The organism is Streptomyces sp. NPDC107765 (assembly GCF_055657085.1).
The window spans coordinates 336,752-355,867 of the sequence record NZ_JBVKBL010000009.1; the positions used below are offsets into that span (position 1 = coordinate 336,752).

At 68.9% G+C, this 19,116-nt stretch carries 15 protein-coding genes, 5 pseudogenes and 1 riboswitch; of the genes and pseudogenes, 14 read left to right on the forward strand and 6 right to left on the reverse strand.

Annotation, left to right across the window (positions count from 1 at the left end; genetic code table 11):
* The first annotated feature begins 1 nt into the window (after position 1).
* Positions 2-772 carry a 4-chloro-allylglycine synthase BesC gene (gene besC / locus ACZ7MX_RS23595; RefSeq protein ID WP_472135056.1) on the forward strand — a complete coding sequence of 257 codons (771 nt, stop codon included), beginning with the start codon at positions 2-4 and terminating at the stop codon, positions 770-772.
* Positions 769-2,307, forward strand: coding sequence for an L-2-amino-4-chloropent-4-enoate dechlorinase/desaturase BesB (besB, locus tag ACZ7MX_RS23600; protein WP_472135057.1), 1,539 nt, complete (start codon positions 769-771; stop codon positions 2,305-2,307). Before besC ends, besB begins: the two co-directional genes overlap by 4 nt.
* A gap of 57 nt (positions 2,308-2,364) precedes the next feature.
* Here besB and besA read toward each other — a convergent pair whose 3' ends face one another.
* Positions 2,365-3,750 (reverse strand): L-propargylglycine--L-glutamate ligase BesA, encoded by a 1,386-nt coding sequence (gene besA, locus ACZ7MX_RS23605; RefSeq protein WP_472135059.1) that lies wholly within the window; start codon positions 3,748-3,750, stop codon positions 2,365-2,367.
* Between the two features lie 238 nt (positions 3,751-3,988).
* Between besA and ACZ7MX_RS23610 the strand changes: the two genes are divergently transcribed.
* From ACZ7MX_RS23610 to ACZ7MX_RS23620, 3 genes are all read left to right on the forward strand, one after another.
* On the forward strand, positions 3,989-4,993 hold the full coding sequence (locus tag ACZ7MX_RS23610; RefSeq protein ID WP_472135060.1) for a DMT family transporter: 1,005 nt from the start codon (positions 3,989-3,991) through the stop codon (positions 4,991-4,993).
* A 72-nt stretch (positions 4,994-5,065) separates the two neighbouring features.
* Complete coding sequence (locus ACZ7MX_RS23615) at positions 5,066-5,785, forward strand: alanyl-tRNA synthetase (protein ID WP_472135062.1); 720 nt, start codon at positions 5,066-5,068, stop codon at positions 5,783-5,785.
* 423 nt (positions 5,786-6,208) lie between these two features.
* A complete protein-coding gene (locus ACZ7MX_RS23620) occupies positions 6,209-6,937 on the forward strand; it encodes a dienelactone hydrolase family protein (RefSeq protein WP_472135064.1) in 729 nt (242 codons plus the stop codon).
* A gap of 146 nt (positions 6,938-7,083) precedes the next feature.
* Here ACZ7MX_RS23620 and ACZ7MX_RS23625 read toward each other — a convergent pair.
* Together ACZ7MX_RS23625 and metE are read right to left on the reverse strand one after the other, a co-directional pair.
* Positions 7,084-7,334 (reverse strand): annotated as a pseudogene (locus ACZ7MX_RS23625) (ABC transporter substrate-binding protein); the annotation flags it as partial.
* Positions 7,335-7,459: 125 nt separating this feature from the next.
* A complete protein-coding gene (metE, locus tag ACZ7MX_RS23630; protein WP_472135066.1) occupies positions 7,460-9,778 on the reverse strand; it encodes a 5-methyltetrahydropteroyltriglutamate--homocysteine S-methyltransferase in 2,319 nt (772 codons plus the stop codon).
* Between the two features lie 150 nt (positions 9,779-9,928).
* Positions 9,929-10,154: riboswitch (cobalamin riboswitch) on the reverse strand.
* 316 nt (positions 10,155-10,470) lie between these two features.
* Between metE and ACZ7MX_RS23635 the strand changes: the two genes are divergently transcribed.
* Complete coding sequence (locus tag ACZ7MX_RS23635; protein WP_472135067.1) at positions 10,471-11,004, forward strand: SMI1/KNR4 family protein; 534 nt, start codon at positions 10,471-10,473, stop codon at positions 11,002-11,004.
* A 490-nt stretch (positions 11,005-11,494) separates the two neighbouring features.
* Positions 11,495-12,031: a hypothetical protein gene (locus tag ACZ7MX_RS23640; protein WP_472135069.1), complete on the forward strand. Its 537-nt coding sequence runs from the start codon at positions 11,495-11,497 to the stop codon at positions 12,029-12,031.
* Here ACZ7MX_RS23640 and ACZ7MX_RS23645 read toward each other — a convergent pair.
* The gene (locus ACZ7MX_RS23645) at positions 12,005-12,295 is read right to left on the reverse strand and encodes a hypothetical protein (RefSeq protein ID WP_472135071.1); all 291 of its coding nucleotides are present in this window, start codon (positions 12,293-12,295) and stop codon (positions 12,005-12,007) included. The two genes, ACZ7MX_RS23640 and ACZ7MX_RS23645, sit on opposite strands and share 27 nt — an antisense overlap.
* 121 nt (positions 12,296-12,416) lie before the next feature.
* Between ACZ7MX_RS23645 and ACZ7MX_RS23650 the strand changes: the two are divergent.
* Positions 12,417-12,839, forward strand: a pseudogene (locus tag ACZ7MX_RS23650) (ATP-binding protein); the annotation flags it as partial.
* A 63-nt stretch (positions 12,840-12,902) separates the two neighbouring features.
* Here the strand turns inward: ACZ7MX_RS23650 and ACZ7MX_RS23655 are convergent.
* Positions 12,903-13,197, reverse strand: a pseudogene (locus ACZ7MX_RS23655) (GNAT family N-acetyltransferase); the annotation flags it as partial.
* Between the two features lie 294 nt (positions 13,198-13,491).
* On the opposite strand from ACZ7MX_RS23655, the gene ACZ7MX_RS23660 reads away from it, so the two are divergent.
* The 6 genes and pseudogenes from ACZ7MX_RS23660 to ACZ7MX_RS23685 all read left to right on the forward strand — a co-directional run bounded on the left by ACZ7MX_RS23660 (position 13,492) and on the right by ACZ7MX_RS23685 (position 18,952).
* Positions 13,492-13,980 carry a hypothetical protein gene (locus tag ACZ7MX_RS23660; protein ID WP_472135073.1) on the forward strand — a complete coding sequence of 163 codons (489 nt, stop codon included), beginning with the start codon at positions 13,492-13,494 and terminating at the stop codon, positions 13,978-13,980.
* Positions 13,977-16,247, forward strand: coding sequence for a M48 family metalloprotease (locus ACZ7MX_RS23665; RefSeq protein WP_472135075.1), 2,271 nt, complete (start codon positions 13,977-13,979; stop codon positions 16,245-16,247). Before ACZ7MX_RS23660 ends, ACZ7MX_RS23665 begins: the two co-directional genes overlap by 4 nt.
* Before the next feature lie 102 nt (positions 16,248-16,349).
* Positions 16,350-16,439, forward strand: a pseudogene (locus tag ACZ7MX_RS23670) (IS5/IS1182 family transposase); the annotation flags it as partial.
* Positions 16,440-16,624: 185 nt separating this feature from the next.
* Positions 16,625-17,485 (forward strand): LysR family transcriptional regulator, encoded by an 861-nt coding sequence (locus ACZ7MX_RS23675; RefSeq protein ID WP_472135077.1) that lies wholly within the window; start codon positions 16,625-16,627, stop codon positions 17,483-17,485.
* Positions 17,486-17,730: 245 nt separating this feature from the next.
* Positions 17,731-18,570, forward strand: coding sequence for an EamA family transporter (locus ACZ7MX_RS23680; RefSeq protein ID WP_472135079.1), 840 nt, complete (start codon positions 17,731-17,733; stop codon positions 18,568-18,570).
* Entirely contained in the window at positions 18,530-18,952 is a 423-nt protein-coding gene (locus ACZ7MX_RS23685; RefSeq protein ID WP_472135081.1) for a LamB/YcsF family protein, read from the forward strand. The genes ACZ7MX_RS23680 and ACZ7MX_RS23685 overlap by 41 nt, the downstream gene beginning before the upstream one ends.
* Positions 18,953-18,972: 20 nt before the next feature.
* Here ACZ7MX_RS23685 and ACZ7MX_RS23690 read toward each other — a convergent pair.
* A pseudogene (locus ACZ7MX_RS23690) lies at positions 18,973-19,107 on the reverse strand (sigma-70 domain-containing protein); the annotation flags it as partial.
* Positions 19,108-19,116: the final 9 nt, after the last annotated feature.

Here is a 19,116-nt window from a genome sequence, read left to right on the forward strand (position 1 = left end):
CATGACCGAGATGAACACCCCGGACTCCGCCACGGCGCTACGGGACCACTTCGACAACGTCGAACCGGGGATCCGCCGCCGGATAGCCGTCCAGGACCCGGCAATCAAGGAATACCTGGACGACATGCTGGTCCGTATCGCCGGACACCGCGGTGTCGAGCACCCGTACCTGAACGCCTACCGCACCACGCGGCTCACCCCCGAGCAAGAACGCCTCATGTACAGCGAGTGCTACTACTTCTTCCGCCATCTCCCCTTCTACATCACCGGGATGGCGATCAAGACCCGGGACGAGATGATCCTCCGGGAAATCATCCTGAACGTGGCCGACGAGGTCGGCGGCGATCCGACCCACTCCGTCCTTTTCGGTGATTTCCTCGCCCGGATCGGAATCGACAAGGAACACCTCGACGGCTACGAGCCGCTTGAGGTCACCAAGCGCCTGAACGACGGAATCCGGGTCCTCTACACCGAATCGTCGATCCACAAGGCTCTCGGCGCGCTGTACGCCGACGAGACCATGTCGTCCATCATGGTCTCCAAGATCAATGACGGCCTGGCCAATCAGGGCTACGACAAGGACCTGCGCCACTTCTGGCAGCTGCACATCGACGTCGAGGTGGGCCACAGCAACTCCGTCTTCAACGCGATCGCTCCCTATGTGGGATCGCCGGACACCCGGGAGGAGTTCGAGGAGGGGGTCTTCGAATTCCTCGGGCTCGTGGAGCGCTACTGGGACGGCGTGCAGCAACTCGTGGGCCTCGGGGTATGACCACCGAGGCATCCGGGGAGCTCGGGGCGGCCTGCAGCCTGCGGCACACCGCCGTCGGCCGCCCCGTCCCGGGCTCCCTCCACTCGGTGTCCGTCTCGATCCCCGACGTCGCTGCGGTCATCGGCTACGAGTCGGGCGACGCGGCTACCCAAAGCCGCATCTCCTGGGGCTACCCGCGCTTCCGTATCCACCCGTATGTGACACGGGTGGCGGGGCTCCTCGCTCAGGACGGCATCGATCCGGCCAACGGCCTCCTCCTGACCCGCTCGGCACGAGCCGCAGGGGCCGCCGCGACGTACGCCGGCCTCACCCCTGAAGCTGTGTTCGAGAGGAACGGCCTGCACGGGGTGCGGCTCCCCGCCGACGGCCCCTCGGCCGCACGGGCCCGTGCGTACTTACAGCACACGGGCAGCCACCTGTCCTCGCGCGAGGCGGAGGACATCCTGCTGGACGCCGGCCTGATCGAGAACCGGCAAGCCGAGGCCGCGGTGGAGGAAGCGCCCGCGGAAGCCGTCCGGGCCGTCCTCGCCCAGGCCTATGGTGTGCGCGACGCCGCGGACGTATCGCTGCACAACAGCGGCATGAACGCGGTGGCGGCGGCCCTCGCCGCGGTCTCCGGGATCCAGCGGGAGAACGGCCGGCGCAGATGGCTCCAGCTCGGCTGGATCTTCTTCGACACCATGCGCCTGTTGGAGAAGCGCGTCATCGACGTCGAACACACCACGGTCCCCGACCCGTTCGACCTGTCGGAGATCGCCCGCGTCGCCGATGCCCACGCCGGGGAGCTCGCCGGCATCATCGCGGAGGTTCCGAGCAATCCGAGCCTGCGCACCCCGGACATCCCGGCGCTGCGGGAGATCGCCACCCGGGCCGGCTGTGCGCTGGTGGTCGACGCGACGATCGCCACCCCCTACAACGTCGAGGTGCTCCCGTACGCCGACGTCGTCTGCGAGAGCCTCACCAAGTACGCCACCGGATCGGCCGACGTCCTGATGGGCGCGGCCGTGGTCAACCCGGCCTCTTCCTTCGGGCCGGACCTCCGCACCGAGCTGCGGCGCCACGGCGACGAGCCCTATCACCGCGACACGGCACGGGTTGCCGCCCGGATCCGCGGCTATGCGGAACGTATGGACCGGGTGAACGCCAACACCCTTGCCCTCGCGGCCTGTCTCGCCCGCCACGACAAAGTGGTCCGACACGTCGACTGGGCGTACGGCGCCCGCTCCCGGGGCAACTACCGCAAGGTCGAACGCCGGCCCGACGCACCGGGGGGCCTGCTCATGGTGGACCTCAAAGTCCCGCTCGAGCAGGTGTATGACCGCCTCGCGGTTGCCAAGGGCCCCAGTTTCGGGGCCGAGTTCACGATGGCGTCACCACAGATCTTCATCGCGCACTACGACCTGCTCTCGACGCCGGAGGGCCGGGCCGCTCTGCGAGCCAGGGGACTGCACCGGGACATGCTGCGGATCTCCGTCGGCACCGAGGAACCGGAGCGCATCGTGGAGACCTTCGAGCAGGCCCTGCGCCCCCTCTGAAGAAGGGGAACCGCCCCGGTACACCTGGGGCGGTTCCCCTTCCATGAGCACGCACCCTCAATCACGCAACAGGGATGCTCTCGCCGCCTTGCCGTACGCGTCGGCGGCCTCGAAGGTGGGCGCCAGGGCGGTCAACTCCACGAAGCCACAGGACTTCAGGGCCCCCAGCACATGCAGGGCCACGCCCTCGCCCTTGTCCGGGTGGTAGAGCAACCCCTCCGCACGCAGCCGCTCGACAGCGGTCCTCGGGTCGATCCTGCCGAGCGCCTCCGGTTCGTGCAGCCGCCCGTGCACGTAGTACATCGGCCGCCCGTCGCTCCGCCGCAGCAGTCCGTCGTCCCCCACCTCCGTGCCGACGAGTGCCTCCGCATACCTCAGCACGTGACTGGGACCGACCTTGCGCAGGTTGATCTCCACCGCCAGCGGCCCGCGCTCTCCCGCGACCACGAAGTCGATACCGAACGTGCCCCGGTGGCCGAGCTCGGCCAGCACTGCACCCGTGCGCAGGACCGCGTCGCTGATGACGGGCCGCCACCGCTCCTCCGCCGGGAACCGGCACCCCCAGTACTGGCCGCCCGACAGCACCTGGTCGTGGCTGGCGACGAACCTGACCGTGCCGTCCGCGCCGATGTCCCCGAGCCCGCTGGGCGACGAGGCGACGTCTTCGAGGAACTCCTCCACGATCGCCCCTCCGCTGGCGAGCTCCCGGTAGAAGTCGTCGGACGGCATCCGGATCACCTCGGCCGCTGCGAGGAGGTCCCCCGTGCTGCCGAGCTTGCCGCAGTCGACCAGCACATTGCCGATCGACGCGGCATACGTGTCCGGGCTCAGCTTCACCATGACGCGCCGCGCCCTGCGCGGGCCCGAGGCGAGCCGCTCGATTTCCCGTACCACGGCGTCCTCGCTGCGCAGCTCCTCCGCCGGCCCGTCAGGCACCGCGACACCGGCGCGCAGGAGGATCTCCTTGCCGCCGGCCTTGCTCCCCCAGCGGGCGACGAACGACCGGTGGCCCTCTTCGAGATCGGCACCGACCCTGCGGGCCAACGTGTCGAGGGAGTCGGAGGCCATGAAGTGGACGATGGACGTCCGTGCACTCTCCTGCGCGGCGCCCCGCAGCGCGTCCACGATCCGGTCCTCGCCGAGGACCAGGTCATCGAGCGGGCGCGGCTGGTCGGAGCTCGGCGTCAGCAGGGTCAGCCGCTCACGGGCGCTTTCGATCATTCGGTCGTCGAACTGGAAAACATCGCGGAAGTGGTACTCAAGCGTGTAGGGATCGACCGGTTCCGACGTCACGACGACCGCCCGCACCGCCGGGTCGCGGAGGTCCCAGAGGAAACAAAGGCTCCGCTCCGCCGAGTACTGAAGATATGACACCTCCTGCAGTATCCGGTCCGCGTAGTTGAACGCGTAGATCAGAATCCGCGTGAAGCCGAAATCAGCCATAAGAAGGGCCCTGCCTCGCTTGTCCGAGTTGCGGCCGCCGGTCCCATACGGGCCGGATGCTTCAGGCAAGGGTACGAACCTGTCGGTGAAAACGGGATCGGAATTACACGTTCCGGTGATTTTTCGTAAAAGAGTGCGAGCGGTCAGCGTAACGTGCGTGGCCAGAAATAACCCGACACCCCTTCACTCACGTCTGGGTCATTTGATCCATACATGCGTCGGTGACACGATCGGGCTTGTGAAGATCCCGAAAGCCATCTGGGCCCTGGCCCTCACTGTCTTCGCGTGGGCATCGGCCTTCCCGGCCATTCGCGTGGGCTTGGGAGGCTTCGGTGTCGCCGGTCTCTCGCTGGCCCGCCTCATGGTCGCCTCGGTCGCCCTGGCGATCGCGGCACCGTTCCTCGGTGTACGCACCCCACGCCGGCGCGACCTGCCCATGATCGTGCTGTGCGGTGCGAGCGGCATGTCGGCCTACCAAATTCTTCTGAACTGGGGCGAGGTGCACGTCCCCGCCGGCACCGCGAGCCTGCTCATCGCCGTCGCGCCGGTGTTCAGCGTGCTGCTCGCGGCAGCCTTCCTGGGGGAGCGGATCACCTGGCTGAAGGCCGTCGGAAGCGTGGTGGCGATCGTCGGCGCGGCGGTGATCGCGGTGGCCGGAGGTCACGCCGAATACACCGCCTCGGCCTGGGTCGTCCTCGCCGCGGCCGTTGTCCAGGGCGTTTACCACTTCGCGACCAAGCCCCTCCTGGTCCGGTACACCGGCCTGGAGGTCGCCTGTTACGCGATGTGGGCCGGGACTCTCTTCCTCTTGCCTCTCCTCCCCTGGATGGTGCACGGCTTCGCGACCGCGTCGGCGGCGTCGCTGGCGTCCACCGTCTTTCTCGGACTGTTCCCCTCCGCCGTAGGCTTCGTGGTGTGGGGGTACGCGGTCGCCCGGCTCTCCATCGCCTCCTCCACCGCGGCCCTGTACCTCGTGCCACCGGTCGCCCTCATCGTCGCCTACGTATGGCTGGGGGAGGTGCCGTCCCCCCTGGCGCTGGTCGGCGGGGTGCTCGGGATCACGGGCGTCGCACTCATCAATCGCCGCCCACGCCGGACCGTCCGCGACGATGCCACCGACGCGCTGGCCGCAGAGTCCGGGATGGTCCACACGGACGGGCCGGACAGGAAGGAGCCGCCGTCCCATCACCGAACGGCCCGACCGGCCGAGCGGCCCGGACCGGCAGCACCAGGGCTTAAATAATTCGCCATTTTTGCCCCTCAACTTCTCCTGTAGCGCACCATGAGCACTCTCTCGCAACACACCGTGAGCCGCATGGAAGGCACCCGACGCACAGTGGACACGCAGCACAACGTCTATCTGACCCAGACGTACACCTACGAGGCCAAGACCAGGATTCTGAGCTGCGCGGCGAGCGCCGCCGGAATTCGGCTTGCCCTGGTGGACAACATTTTCCACCCGCAGGGCGGAGGGCAGCCGAGCGATCGGGGCCGGGTCGACGATATTCCTGCCTCCCCCGTCCGTGACCCGGAATCGGGTTGGGTCTACGTCGACCTGGCCCTGGAATCCGGAAACGACCAGGTGGAATTCTCCGAGGGGCAAGTGGTCACCGCGGCCATCGACGCCGAACAACGTCGCCTGCATGCCGCCCTCCACAGTGCGGGTCACCTGGTCGACGCGCTGATTCGCCCCTTCGGGGTGCGGCACGTGGCCAGCAACCACTTTCCCGGTCAGGCTCGGGTCGAATACGAGCTGGAGGGCGCGGAAGTGGCCAAGGAACAATTGGCCGAATCCGTCCAGGAGGGAGTGGACAAGGCCATCGCACAGGGCCTCCCGATCAGCTCCGGTGAGTGCGACGGGCGGCGGACGATCACCATCGAGGGGCTCGCGACGGAGTTCTGCGGTGGCACACACGTCACCGACCTGAGCTGCCTCACCGATGTCTCCATCCGCTCCGTCAAAATCAAGTCGAGCCGCCTCAAGGTCGGCTATGAGGCAGCCCACGTGACGGTTGCCCCGGCCGACGGATCCTGACGGCCGTCCGCGCAGGATCCACCACGCTGGTCGCGGCCCGTCCTGGCACCGGGCCGCCACAGCAAGCCTGGGTCATGCGAGATGAGGAAACCCGGTCGGACGGCTCCGACGGGGGTTGGTCGGTTCCAGGCCGGTTCCCGGTTCGTAGCGGAAGAGGCAAGGGACGCCTCCACTCGGGAAGCCGCGATGAGCCCCCGAGCAGCTCTGCGGAGTGTTCCGACGCTGCGGCATCCGGCCACGGAGCCTCCGCAAGAACCCGTTGGCAGAACCACGGCGGCCACTGCTACGTTTCCGGAGGCCGTGCAAGAGAACGAGGAGGTGGTACCCGTGAACGTATCGACATGGGTGCTCCCCTTTGGGGTCATGGTCGGGCGATAGGTCGTCCGGGAGCGCCGTTCCATGGCACTCCCGAAAGGCACGACCATGCGATTCACTTCTGAACGGCGTCTCGACGGCGGCGTCCTCGAGCGCGAATTCACCCTCGGCGAGATCCCCGGCATCCTGTGGACGCCCGCATCCGCACCGGCGCCGCTGATCCTGCTCAGCCCCCCTCCCCTCGGGCTGCGCAAGACGTACCCCCGACTGGTGGCCCGGGCCCGGCACTCCGCGGCGGACGGCTTCGCCACGGCCACCATCGAGCTCCCCGGAAGCGGCGACCGGCCCCGTTGGCCCGCCGCCGAGCAGGCCCTCGCCGACCTGCGCCGGGCCATGGAGGCCGGCGAGCCGGTCAGCGACGAGATCATCGACGCCCTCATCCTCCCGCTGGTCGACAAGGCGGTCCCGGAATGGCAGGCAGCCTTGGATGCCCTCCTGTCGCTGCCCGAGATCGGCGGCCCGGTCGGGTACTCGGGGGGAGTGATCTCCATCGGGACCCGGCTGGCGGTGGTCGAGCCGCGCATCTCGGCCGCCGTTCTGTTCGCTGGGAGTTTCGTGCCTCGCGCCGTGTTCGAGGAGGCCCGCCAGGTCGCCATTCCGCTGCACGTCCTGCTGCAGTGGGACGACGAAGGGAACGACCGGCAGGCGGCCCTGGACCTGTTCGACGCCTTCGGCTCCAAGGAGAAGACGCTGCACGCCAATATGGGCGGGCACACCGGCGTCCCGCAGTTCGCGGGGGACGCCGCGGGCCAGTTCTTCGCCCGACACCTGAAGTGACGCCGGGCCGTCAGGCCACCAGCAGACGGTAAGCCGTATTGGCCAGGATGCTGCTCATCCAGGGACAGGTCCCGGCTCACCTCAGCTCTCTGCACCACGGGCCCCTGCCAGACTCTCGGTAGGGGCCCGCGCTGCCCCGAAGCCATTACCACCTTGTTGCCGCCGTCCGCCCGCACGTCCTTGAGGGCGTCCAGGCGCTGTGGTTGGTGTTGTTGGTCTTCGCGTCGAGGATCGTGTCGTATGTGAAGACGACGTCGGCGGAGGTCAGCGGCTCGCCGTCGCTGAACTCCACGCCGTCGCGCAGGGTGTAGGTGTGGGTGAGGCCGTCGGCGGCGACCTCGGGCAGCGCCTTCGCCAGTGCCGGTCTCAGCTTGAGCTTGGCGTCCCGGGCGAGCAGGCGGCGACACCCGTGAGTATCGCCGCCGTGGCGGCGGCTGTCCGTATCCGTCGGACCGTCATGGACCTCACACCCCTATCAATAAGGGTTACCCGGGCCGGTCGGCGGACAGTCCGCCGCGTGCGTCACTCTGTGGACAGCTCGGCGCGCACCTCCCGGGCCGCAGCGACCAGGTGCTCCAGGGAGGCGCGGACCTCGGGCCAGCCGCGGGTCTTCAGACCACAGTCGGGGTTGACCCACAGGCGCTCGGCGGGAATGGCCTTGAGGCCGGTGCGCAGCAGGTCGGCGGCCTCCTCGACGCTCGGCACCCGCGGGGAGTGGATGTCGTACACGCCCGGCCCGGCCTCGCGTGGGTAGCCGTGCGTCGCCAGCTCCCGGGCGACCTGCATGTGGGAGCGGGCGGCTTCCAGGCTGATGACGTCGGCGTCGAGGTCGTCGATGGCCTGGACGATGTCGCCGAACTCGGCGTAGCACATATGGGTGTGGATCTGCGTGCCCGGCCGCACGCCGCTGGTGGTGAGCCGGAACGCGTCCGTGGCCCAGGCGAGATAGTCCGGGCGGTCGGCGGCCCGCAGCGGCAGGGTCTCGCGCAGTGCCGGTTCGTCGACCTGGATGACCGAAGTCCCGGCCGTCTCGAGGTCGTTCACCTCGTCGCGCAGGGCGAGGGCGACCTGGCGGGCCGTGTCGGCGAGGGGCTGGTCGTCGCGGACGAAGGACCAGGCGAGCATGGTGACCGGGCCGGTCAGCATGCCCTTGACCGGGCGGTCGGTGAGGGACTGGGCGTACGACGTCCAGCGCACGGTCATCGGTTCGGGGCGGGAGATGTCGCCGGCCAGGACCGGCGGGCGGACGTAGCGGGTGCCGTAGGACTGCACCCAGCCGTGCTGCGTGGCGAGGTAGCCGGTGAGCTGCTCGGCGAAGTACTGGACCATGTCGTTGCGTTCGGGCTCGCCGTGCACCAGGACGTCGATGCCGGTCTTCTCCTGGAAGGAGAGGACCTCCTGGATCTCGGCCTTGACACGCTCCTCGTATCCGGTGCTGTCGATCCGCCCGGTGCGCAGGTCGGCGCGGGCGAGGCGCAGTTCGTCGGTCTGCGGGAACGAGCCGATGGTCGTCGTCGGCAGCAACGGCAGTCGGAGATGGGCGCGTTGGGTGGCGGCGCGTTGGCGGTACGGGTAGGAGCGGCGGGCGTCGAAAGCTGTGACGGCCGCGGCGCGGGCGCGCACGGCGGGGTCGCGGGCGATCGGTGAACTGACCCGGGAGGCCAGATCGGCGCGGTTGGCGGCCAGTTCGGCCGTGATGGTGTCGGTGCCCTGGGCGAGGCCCTTGGCGAGGATGACGATCTCGGTGGTCTTCTGCCGGGCGAAGGCCAGCCAGCGCCGGATCTGCGGCTCGATGTCGGGCTCGGCGGACGCGTCGAGAGGGACGTGGAGGAGGGAGCAGGAGGCGGCGACGTCGACCCGGTCGGCGAAACCGAGGAGGGTGCCGAGGGTGGACAGGGACTTCGCCAGGTCGCTGATCCAGATGTTGCGGCCGTTGACGACCCCGGCGATCAGCCGCTTGCCGGGCAGTCCGCCGACGGCGGCCAGGGCGTCCAGGTTGGCCGCGGCGGCCTCCGTGAAGTCCAGGGCCAGTCCTTCGACGGGGGCCTTGGCGAGCACGGGCAGGGCGTCGCCGAGGCGGTCGAAGTAGGAGGCGACCAGGAGCTTCGGGCGGTCGGGGAGGGCGCCGAGGTCGCGGTAGGCGCGGGAAGCGGCGCTCAGCTCGGCCGGGGTGCGGTCCTCGACCAGGACGGGCTCGTCCAGCTGCACCCACTCCGCGCCCGCCGCGCGCAGGTCCGCGAGGACCTCGGCGTACACCGGGAGCAGCCGGTCCAGGAGGGTGAGCGGGTCGAAACCGGCCGGGGCATCCGGGGCGGGTTTGGCGAGCAGCAGGTAGGTGACCGGGCCGACGAGGACGGGCCGGGCGGCGAGCCCCAGCGCCAGGGCTTCCCTCACTTCATTGACCTGCTTAGTCGAGTCTGCCGCGAGCACGGTGTCCGGGCCCAGCTCCGGCACGAGGTAGTGGTAGTTCGTGTCGAACCACTTCGTCATCTCCAGCGGCGCGCTGTCCTGGGTACCGCGGGCCATGGCGAAGTACCCATCGAGGGCGTCGGCGTCGACGGCGGCACGGTGCCGCGCGGGAATCGCGCCGACCATGACGCTGGTGTCGAGGACGTGGTCGTAGTAGGAGAAGTCACCGGTCGGGACCTCGTGGACGCCGGCGTCGGCCAGCTGCCGCCAGTTGGTGCGGCGGATGCCGACGGCGATCTGCTGGAGGGCGTCGGCGGTGACGCGGCCCTTCCAGTAGCCCTCGATCGCCTTCTTCAGTTCCCGGTTCGGCCCCTGCCGGGGGTAACCGTGGACGGTGGCCCGTACTGCCGCGGCTGCGGACTTGGCTGTCACGAAACTCTCCTTCGCGAGCTCTGGACGAGAGCGACCCCGGAGGGTGCGCAGACGCGAAGGGACGACAGACCGGACGAGCCACGACACGCGTGCCCGCCGGATATGTACGCCGACCCGCCCACGAGGTCACCGGGATCTCCGCGCACGGCCGTCCGCGCGCGGGCAGTGGCAGGTCTTCGGACTCACGGGCACGCCTCGTTCTTCTCCGAGGCACCTACTGGCCGTCGCTTCCCGGGCCCGTCGCTTCCAGGCCCAGTGCGAATGACGGCGGTCGTTCCCGCTCACCGCTGCGGGGCAGTCCCGGATTCCCACCGGGTTCCCTCTTACGACGCGTCTGCCTGGCGGGCAGGGCGAACCAGCTGCACGGTCAGCGTACACACCGGACCGAGGGGGCGAGCGACCGTGGGAGCACCGTCGCCCGCGCCGAGATGGCCTCAACTGCAGGAGGCAGTCGAGAAGGGCGAAATTAATTCAATACTCCGTCACCCCCGTTTACGACGGTTCGGAAAAGATCCCCAAGGGCGTGACCATCGAGGCACACGGCTCAAACGGATTCGCCTTCACGCAACACAAGAGCACCGGAATCAGCGGCCAGCACAACGTCGCCTTGATACCGAACAAGAAGAGAGGCACCTAACGGCACACAGCGACGGCGCGTAAGATCCCACCAGCACCCGGCACAAGGACACGCGATGACTGCTTCCCTCGAACTACTCGCGCACATCATCCCCCCACCCGCGCAGCCCCGAGACAAAGACTGGGACAGCGCAGAGCAAGCACTGGGCATCCAACTTCCCAGCGACTACAAGGAGCTCATCCACACGTACGGAGGCAGCAACTGGGACGACTACCTCTACGTCCTGGAGCCCGGCTGCCCCAACGACAACTACGACCTCATCGAATGGGAAGACCAGCAAACCGAAGCGCTCGACGGACTGTGGGAATTCGAGAAAAAGCCCACTGAACTCGAAGAAGAAGGAACCCGAGTCATCCCGTGGGCCACCACCGACCACGGCGAGTGCCTCTACTGGCTCGTCCGTCCCGGCCAGCACCCCGATGCATGGACCATCATGGTCAATGAGGCACGTGGTGAGCGCTGGGAACACTTCCCCCACACCTGCACTCAGTTCTTGGCCGCCGCCCTCAATGGTGACCTGCGCTCCGAAATTCTTTCCTCTCGATTTCCCCTCTCTGTCCACGAGTTCCGGCAACTTCAGGCGGTATAGCCCGGCAGTCGGCTCCCATGAGCGACCGGCCCGTATGACAGGAACCATTCGGTCCGGGTTGCCACCTGGCTTACGCCACGCTGCCCGGATCCGGGTCGTGCGCACATCCGAGCGTGGTGAGTGCCTGCCAAGGAAGCATGCTGTACTCACGACCTGGATTCGCTGGGTGGGGGAGGCGGTGACCCCCTCCGGTCTCAGCGGTTTCCTTGGGTGAGGAACCCACGCCCCACTAGCTCGCGCGCTGAGCAGTCGCCCAAATCGACGATGCACTGATGGAGCGCAGAGCGCTCTGCTGGGGCAAGGCCGATCCCTCGAGACCGGTTCCCCTCCGCCTGCGCGGAGCGGACTCGATGCACGTCCTGCCGGTCGAGCCGCTGGCGCTCGCGCTGGGCGAGGAGCGGGTGGTCGGCTCTGACCGCACCGTCAGCTTCAACTCGGTGCGCTACTCGACCCCGCCCGGCTACACCGGCGCCAGGGTCTGTGCCGGGTCGTGGGCGAGGAACTGTCGATCACGGCCCGCACCAAGTCCGGTGACCTGTCGGAGATCTGGCGTCACCAGTTGTCCACGCCTGGCGTCCCGCAGCTCATCGATGCGCACTACCCCGACCACCCCGACGGCCGCTCGGTCCATCAGCCCAGGCTGCGACCGCGCTCGGAGGCGGAGGTCGCGTTCGTGGGCATCGGCCCGGGAGCCGGGCGCTGGCTGAAGGAGGCCGCCCCCGCCGGAGCGTCTCGCATCCGCGCCAAGATGGCCCACGCCGTCGAGCTCGCCGCGGTCCTGGGCATCGACCGGGTCGACCAGGCCCTCAGGCTCGCGGCTGCGGCCGGGCGCTTCGCCGAGGACGACCTCTCCATCCTGGAGCACATCGCGGCCAGCGAGCCCGTCGGCCAAGTCGTCCGCGCGGACGAAGCCCTCTTCGTCCAGAACGGCACCATCGCCTGGCAAGCCCTGGGTCGACAGCAGACAGCGGCTGGGGAGTCGATGGCCGACTGGCCGCAGTCAGTCGCCGATGAACCACAGATATAGGTGCAGCCCGCGCTCGACGACCTCGCACAGCTCGCGGGCCTGCCCGGCCCAGTCACCGCCCAATTCGGCAGGAAGCCGGTCGAGTTCCGACAGCAGCAGCGGCACCTGCCGCTGGTTGAAGACCGCATCCCCATACGGAGTCAGGGCCCAGAGCATCGGAAACTCCGCCGAATCCAGATCCGCGAAGCCGACCGTCCACTCCACACCGGCTTTGGCGCGAGCCACGACGTTCCCGCTGTCACCACGCACCGCCATATTGATCATCCGCCGAGCCTATCGGCGCCCACCTCGACCCACGAAGGAATTACCGACCATGACGTTTCCACAGGCCCCGGCCCTGCCCGAGGAACTCGACGAGCTGATGCGCCGAATGCGGCTGCCCTATATGCGCAAGGCTGCACCCGACGTCCTGGCCACTGCCCGGGCTCAGAGGTGGGATCCCGCCGAGGTCCTGCGGCTGCTGATCTCCGAGGAGGTCAGCAGCCGCGACGCGGCCACCCGGCGCCTTCGCCGCCACTCGGCGAACTTCCCCACCGGCAAAACCCTCGCGTCCTGGCGAGCCGAGGACTCCACCATCCCCGAACCCACCCAGAACTCCCTGATCACCTTGGGATGGATCGGCCGCGCGGAGAACCTGGTGATCGCCGGCCCGCCCGGAACCGGGAAGTCGCACTTCACCGGGGGTCTGGCCCAGGCCGCGATCGAGAAGGACCTGCGGGTCGCCTGGTTCACACTGGAGATCCTCGCCGCCGCGATCGGCAAGTCGAAGGTCGACGGCTCGACCGCCCGCACGGTCGCACGGCTCTGCCGGGCCGATCTGATCGTCATCGACGACATCGGCCTGCTCCCGGTCGGCGAGGACGCCGCCGAGGGCGAGTCGCCAGCCGATCTCCACTCCTGTGAACGGCATGCCGCCATCCACCTGGTCCAAACCCGCGAAGCCGATGAACTCCCCGGTGGCCCTGCACTTCAACCGCCCACCACCCGTAGCCGCGCTGGTCGAACTCGGCCTGGAACTGGGCCATGGAGGCATCGCTTTGTTCGCGGGTGAGTGGATCACCCAAGTGCTCCCGCACCTCGGGATCGGCATTCATCGCCGCCCATGGTGCAAGGTCGGAGTCACGCCATCGACGGAGGGCGAGGCGATCGGTACGCAGTTCGGCCATGCTGCCCACCCATGTGAACTCTGCCGTCCGGGCAATCCTTTTTCTTCGATGAGAGCCGACTGGCGACCGGCCTCTCTTGCATGGCGCGTCCTGCCGTCGGGCAGTTGGCTCACGACGGTGCCGCCTACTTCGGCCGGGTGGTGCCGGTGACTCCCAAAAGCCTTGACGATGGGGTGAGTTGGGGCTCGATACTTGGCTGGGTACGGCAGGGGCGGGCAGGCGAGCGGGGGGCTTTCGGTGGGTGCGCTGAGGGACGTTGAGACACAACGGGCCTGGGATCTGGCGCGGGAGGCCGTGCGACGGTTGGCACCGGAGGAGTTGGAGCTCTTCGAGGAGACGGCCGGGGCGTACTTCGACGATCCGCGGCGGGGAGACCGGAAGGCTCGCCAAGAGCCGTTGGGGATCGGCATCGACGCCGTGGTCATCGGGACGCTGACGCAGTTCGCGCTGCCGGTCGCCTCGGCCGTTGCGGGGAACATCGCCACCGACGTCCTGCGCAGGGAACGCCGGCGGGGCTGGTGGCGGTGGGGGCGGCGAGGTGGCGACGGTGACACTGAGGGCGGTGCGGACAACCCGTTCGCCGCGCCGGGCTCCGTACGCGCCGTGGAGCGCAACGGCAGCGAGCCCTCCCGGTCCCAGGAGCTGGAGCGTCTGCGGCAGGTCGCCCATGACCGGGCCATCGCACTGGGGCTGCCGCCGGCCCAGGCGAGTCTGCTGGCGGACGCCATCGTCGGTGGGATGCAGACGCCGCCGGCTCCGGGCGGGGAGGAGATCACCTCATGAGTACGGCGCCGGCCCCCTCGGTCGGCGCTGCCGGGGGTATGCCGCATCCGTTCCGGATGCCGTCGGGGACGTCCCTGCGGTTCGCCCTGCTCATCCTGAGCACGTCGACGGCCATGGCTGCGGCCCTGGGCGGGGCAATCGGCACGGCGGCGTACTTCACACGTGGCGGCGATATCGGCAGCCTCGCCGGGGCCATCGACTGCGCAGCCCGAAACAGCCACCAGGCGATCGACCCCGACAAGTTCACCCGCGCCTGCCCGCAGTCGTTCTTCGGGAACGAGACCGCCCTGGCACTGGCCACCCTGGGGGCGTTATGGCTGGCCATCGGCGTTGTCTACTGGCTACTTCCGGCCTATCGGATCCGCCGGCGCCGACTGCGACCCCTGCCGACCGACGGACTCACCGACATCCGACGCACCCTTGATGAGCTGGCCGTGACGGCCAAGCTGCGCTGCCGGGTGCGTTATGTCGTCGACTGGCGCGACCCGGCCCCCAACGGACTTGCCTTCGGCCGGATCGGGCGTCGCCATGTGATGCTCAGTACCGGCCTGCTGCAACTGCACCGCCGGGATCCCGAGGCATTCCGAGCGATCGTCCTGCACGAACTGGCACACCTGCGCAACCGGGACGTGGACATCGCCTTCCTCACGCTGATCTGCTACCGACTGTTCATCGTCGCGGTAGCGATTCCGATCGCCGTCACCGCGCCGCTCGGGCTGCTGGTCGAGTGGGTATTGGTGCCCTCAGGTCTCCTGTACCAGCTGCTGTCTGTCCTCGCCCAATGCGCGCTCGCGGTCACCGTCGCCATCACCAGCGCCGCGGTGCTGCGCAGCCGCGAGTTGTACGCGGACGCCCGAGTGGCGGTGTGGACCCGCGGAGCCCTCTCGCTACGACGCGTCCTCATCGCGGAGCACGGCCGCCAACGGACCGGCCGCAGCCTGCCCCCCTTCCTGCGCCCGCATCCTCCTGTCGAGCACCGGCTGGCGGCCCTGAGCGACACTCGGCTGCTGTTCGGCTTCGGTCCCTGGGAAGCCTTCGGACTGGCCCTGACCTGCTCACTCGTCTACCAGCAGGTGGTGCAATGGACCGAGGAAGCCGCGCGCCTGACGGACCGCGGCGGGCCGCTGTCCGCGGTCATCCCCGCCGTCGCGCTCGGCGGCGGCGTGGCGATGGGGATCTGGCGCGCGGTGCTGGCCGCATGGATGAACCGTGGTCGGTGGCCGGACGCCCATCGCACAGGCCTCGCCATGGCGGCCGGGCTCATCGTGGGTACCTTCGGGGACCAGATGCACAGCACGGCAATGGCCCTCGGTATCGCCAACCCGTTGCCGGTCCAGCTGTCCTGGTGGCTGATCCTCGGAGGCATCGGCTACGGCTTCGTCCGCTGGAACGCGGCGACGGCCCGGGTGTGGGCACCCGTGGTACTGGCCGGCCGGCGTCCGTTGCTACTGGTCGTCGCAGGGTGCGGGGTCGGTGTCGCCCTGTTGAGCATCTTCTTGGGGCATGTCTACGACGCCGGCGCCCCGGGCTTCCCACTGCTCTCGTTGCCGCGCCCGCTGAATCTGCTTCCCACGCCGCTGGACTACCTGGGCTACGTGTTCTCCACAGCCTTCATGCTCACGCCGCCGCTGTCGGTCATCGCCCTGGTCGTGGTCACAGCCGGGGCCCCGCTTGCCGCGCGGTCCGGCGTACGACTCTTCGGCCCGCGCCGTGCCCAGGCGCGCACCGCGGGACCCGAACGGTTCCTGCTCCAGGCCGTTTCGGTCGAGGACTCGGCGGCGCTCCTGACCGTCCCGCGGCTGCGCCCCGTCAGGGCGGCGGCCCAGGGCACCCTCTTCGGGGCCGCCGCCGGGCTCGGACTGTGGCTGTGGCACCTGTTCTGTGCCGTGGTCTTCCCCTGGCCGATCGAATGGGTCGGAACGGTCTTCTCCTACTATCAGCTGGCCCTGGCAGGGTTGCTGGAAATCGCTGTCGGCTTCGTCGTCGCGTGGCGACACGCACGCGGCGACCTGCGCGCGCTGCACGGAATCTTCGGCACCCTCGGCGCGGGGCTGCTGCTGCCACTGGCCGCCATCACCGCACGCAACCACTTCGCCTGCGTACGGTGGGGCACCGGCCACGCGGCCTGCCGAGTGATGCCCGACCTGGAGTTCGGAGTGTGGGCGATCCCAATGATCACGACCTGGGCCGCGGGCCTGGCCCTGCTGCTCATCCCGGCCTGGACGGCGCTGCGTGATCGCCACCGGCGCCCAGCGGCCCCAGCGTGATCAGCGGCACCGGCTCGCGCGCCGCGGCACGGGCCGCCTATCAGTGACAGCTCGCGCCGTTCGACTGATGGGTTCCCATGGTGCCGCGGGCGGGTTCGCACTCGTCGGTTCACCGAGTGGAGCAAGGCCCGAGCCTGGGGGAGAAGGCTCCACCGTCTGGTGCTGGGCGAGCTCGGCGCACACGGGGAACTCCGCCGCCAACACGCACGAAGGCCAGGCACGGGAGCCTCTGCCCTCTGGTGAGGTGCATCCCACCCCTCCGTTCCCGAAGCCGAACTCAACGCCTTGGTTGCCGTGGATAGGCGACCGGGCACTTATCCTCTGGCGCGCCCTCGCATGAAGCAAGCGCAAGTTCACTCCTGCTATACGCTTTGCTTATGGATTGGGACCTTCGGGAGCTGCGGTTCTTCGTCACCGCCGCCGATGCGGGGTCGTTCACCGAGGCCGCCGCGCAGTTGTTCGTCTCACAGGCGGCGGTCTCGCGCACCATCGCCGGCCTGGAGAAGAGCCTTGGCGAGAGGCTGTTGCGTCGCCTGCCGCGGGGATGCGAGCTGACCTGCACCGGACAGCAGGTGCTGCCACAAGCCCGCCGGGTGCTGGCCGAGGCCGCAAGGTTCACCGAATTCCTCGCCTCGCGCCACGGTGTCCTGCGGCTGGGGTACGCCTGGGCGGCTCTGGGGCAGCACACCACGCGCCTGCAACGAGAATGGGCCCAAGGGCACGCCGAAACGACTTTGGAGCTTGTCCGGCACAACTCGCCGACCGGGGGCCTGGCCGAGGGCCTCTGCGATGTGGCGATCGTGCGACGCGCAGTCGACGAGAAGCGGTTCGACTCCCTCGTGGTGGGACTGGAACGTCGGCTGGTCGCCTTCGCTTCGGACGATCCGCAGTGGTCGCGTCGCCGCCAGGTGAGCATGGCCGAGATCGCGGACCGCACCGTGGTCATCGATCCCCGGGTCGGAACCACCAGCGGTGAGCTGTGGACAGGCACCCCCCATCAGCCGCAGTTCATACGGTCCACCGACGTCGACGGCTGGCTCGACATCATCGCCGCCGGACGGGGAGTGGGGACCACCGCCGAGGCTACGGCCCACCATCACCCGCGTCCTGGCGTGACGTATCGCCGCATCAAGGACGGTCCGCGCATTCCTGTCGCGCTCGCCTGGTGGCGTGACCACCGCCCCCATGGGCTCGGCGACCTGATCGACGCCGTGACCCGCCTCTACGCGACCGCCTGAAGCGCACGAGGCGAAGGCGCGGGGCACCCCGCGATTCGCGCTGGCCGGCATTGCCCTTCTATCCATACGTCTAGCGTATGGATAGCTCAGAGTTTGCACTTCATGTATGCGGGCTGAAGGCTCATGGTTGGGGCATGAAATCTGCGTCCTCCCCTGTCTCCGTCGACACCGCTCCCGTCTCCTCGCACTCCGTGGACGTGCCTGGTTCCGGCCAACGAGTGGATCGATGGGGCGGGATCGCGCTGATGCTGGGCAGCGGACTGTCCAACCAGTCCGGAGCGGCTCTCGCAGCGCTCGCCTTCCCTGTGATCGGTCCGGCAGGTGTGGTGGCCGTGCGCCAGTGGATGGCCGCCGCCGTGCTCGGGGTGGCCGGCCGACCGCGACTCCGCAGCTTCACCGCGGTGCAGTGGCGTCCGGTGCTGGGCCTGGCGCTGGTGTTCGCAGGCATGAACCTGTCCCTGTACACGGCCATCGAACGGATCGGCCTCGGCCTGGCAGTCACGCTCGAATTCCTGGGCCCCCTGGCCGTGGTCCTCGCCGGCTCACGACGCCGACTCGACCTCGTGGCCGCCCTCGCCGCCGGGGGAGCGGTGGTAGTACTCGCACGTCCCACACCGTCGACCGACTACCTCGGCATCGGTCTCGCCTTGTTGGCCGCGGTCTGCTGGGGCTGCTACATCCTGTGCAACCGCACCGTCGGCACCCGGCTGCCCGGCCTGGAAGGCTCGGCCGCCGCAGCGCTCGTCTCCGGCGCCCTGTACCTGCCCGTGGGCGCGTGGGTGCTCTGGCATCACCCGCCGACACCGCAAGCCTTGGTCTGCGCGCTGGCAGCCGGAGTCCTCTCCTCGGCCGTTCCGTTCGTGTCCGACCTGTTGGCGCTGCGCCGGGTGCCGCCGCACTTCTTCGGCGTCTTCATGAGCGTCAACCCCGTCTTTGCCGCGCTGATTGGCCTTATCGTTCTGGGCCAACCTCTCGACGCTGCCTCCTGGTTCGCCATCGCAGTGATCGTCACCGCCAACACCGTCGTCGTCTCCACGGCGGCCCGTGGCGTTGCGGACAACGGGAACTCCGTGGCCGCAGCCTGACCGTCCAGGTGCGCTCGCGCCGAGGAAGACCGGGCGCAGCCCCACGGACCGAGAGTTGTCGGGCGCTGCCCCACGGACCGACGGTTGTCCTAACGACGCAAGCATCTTCCGACAGCTGACGAAAGACCAGCGCAGCGCACGCTTACGCCCGTCGCTTCCACGCGGGCGACCCCCGACACCAAGTCGCGCATGTGCGCCCTCGTCGTGCGCCCTCGCCGCGCGCCATCGGGTGATGGTCGGTACGCATGTCGGCTTCCACGAGCTGCGGGGATTCGGCCCGCGGTACATCGCGGTTGTCCTGAACCGGCTCGGGGTCGTTTTGCCGTATCGGCGCGCATGGTCATCTAGCTTGCTAGGCCGGTCGATGGAGTCGGTGTCATAGCCGTTGCAGGCGATGAGCCCTTCTCGCACCTCGTCCTCCGGCAGCTTCAGATGCGCGGCGAGTTCGGCCGGGGAGGGATTGTGGTTGTCGGCGGCCTCCAGGTCATCGAAGGCCCGCGCGAGGTCGATACGGAGTTCCTGCAGCCGGCGCGGCACGTGGACGGA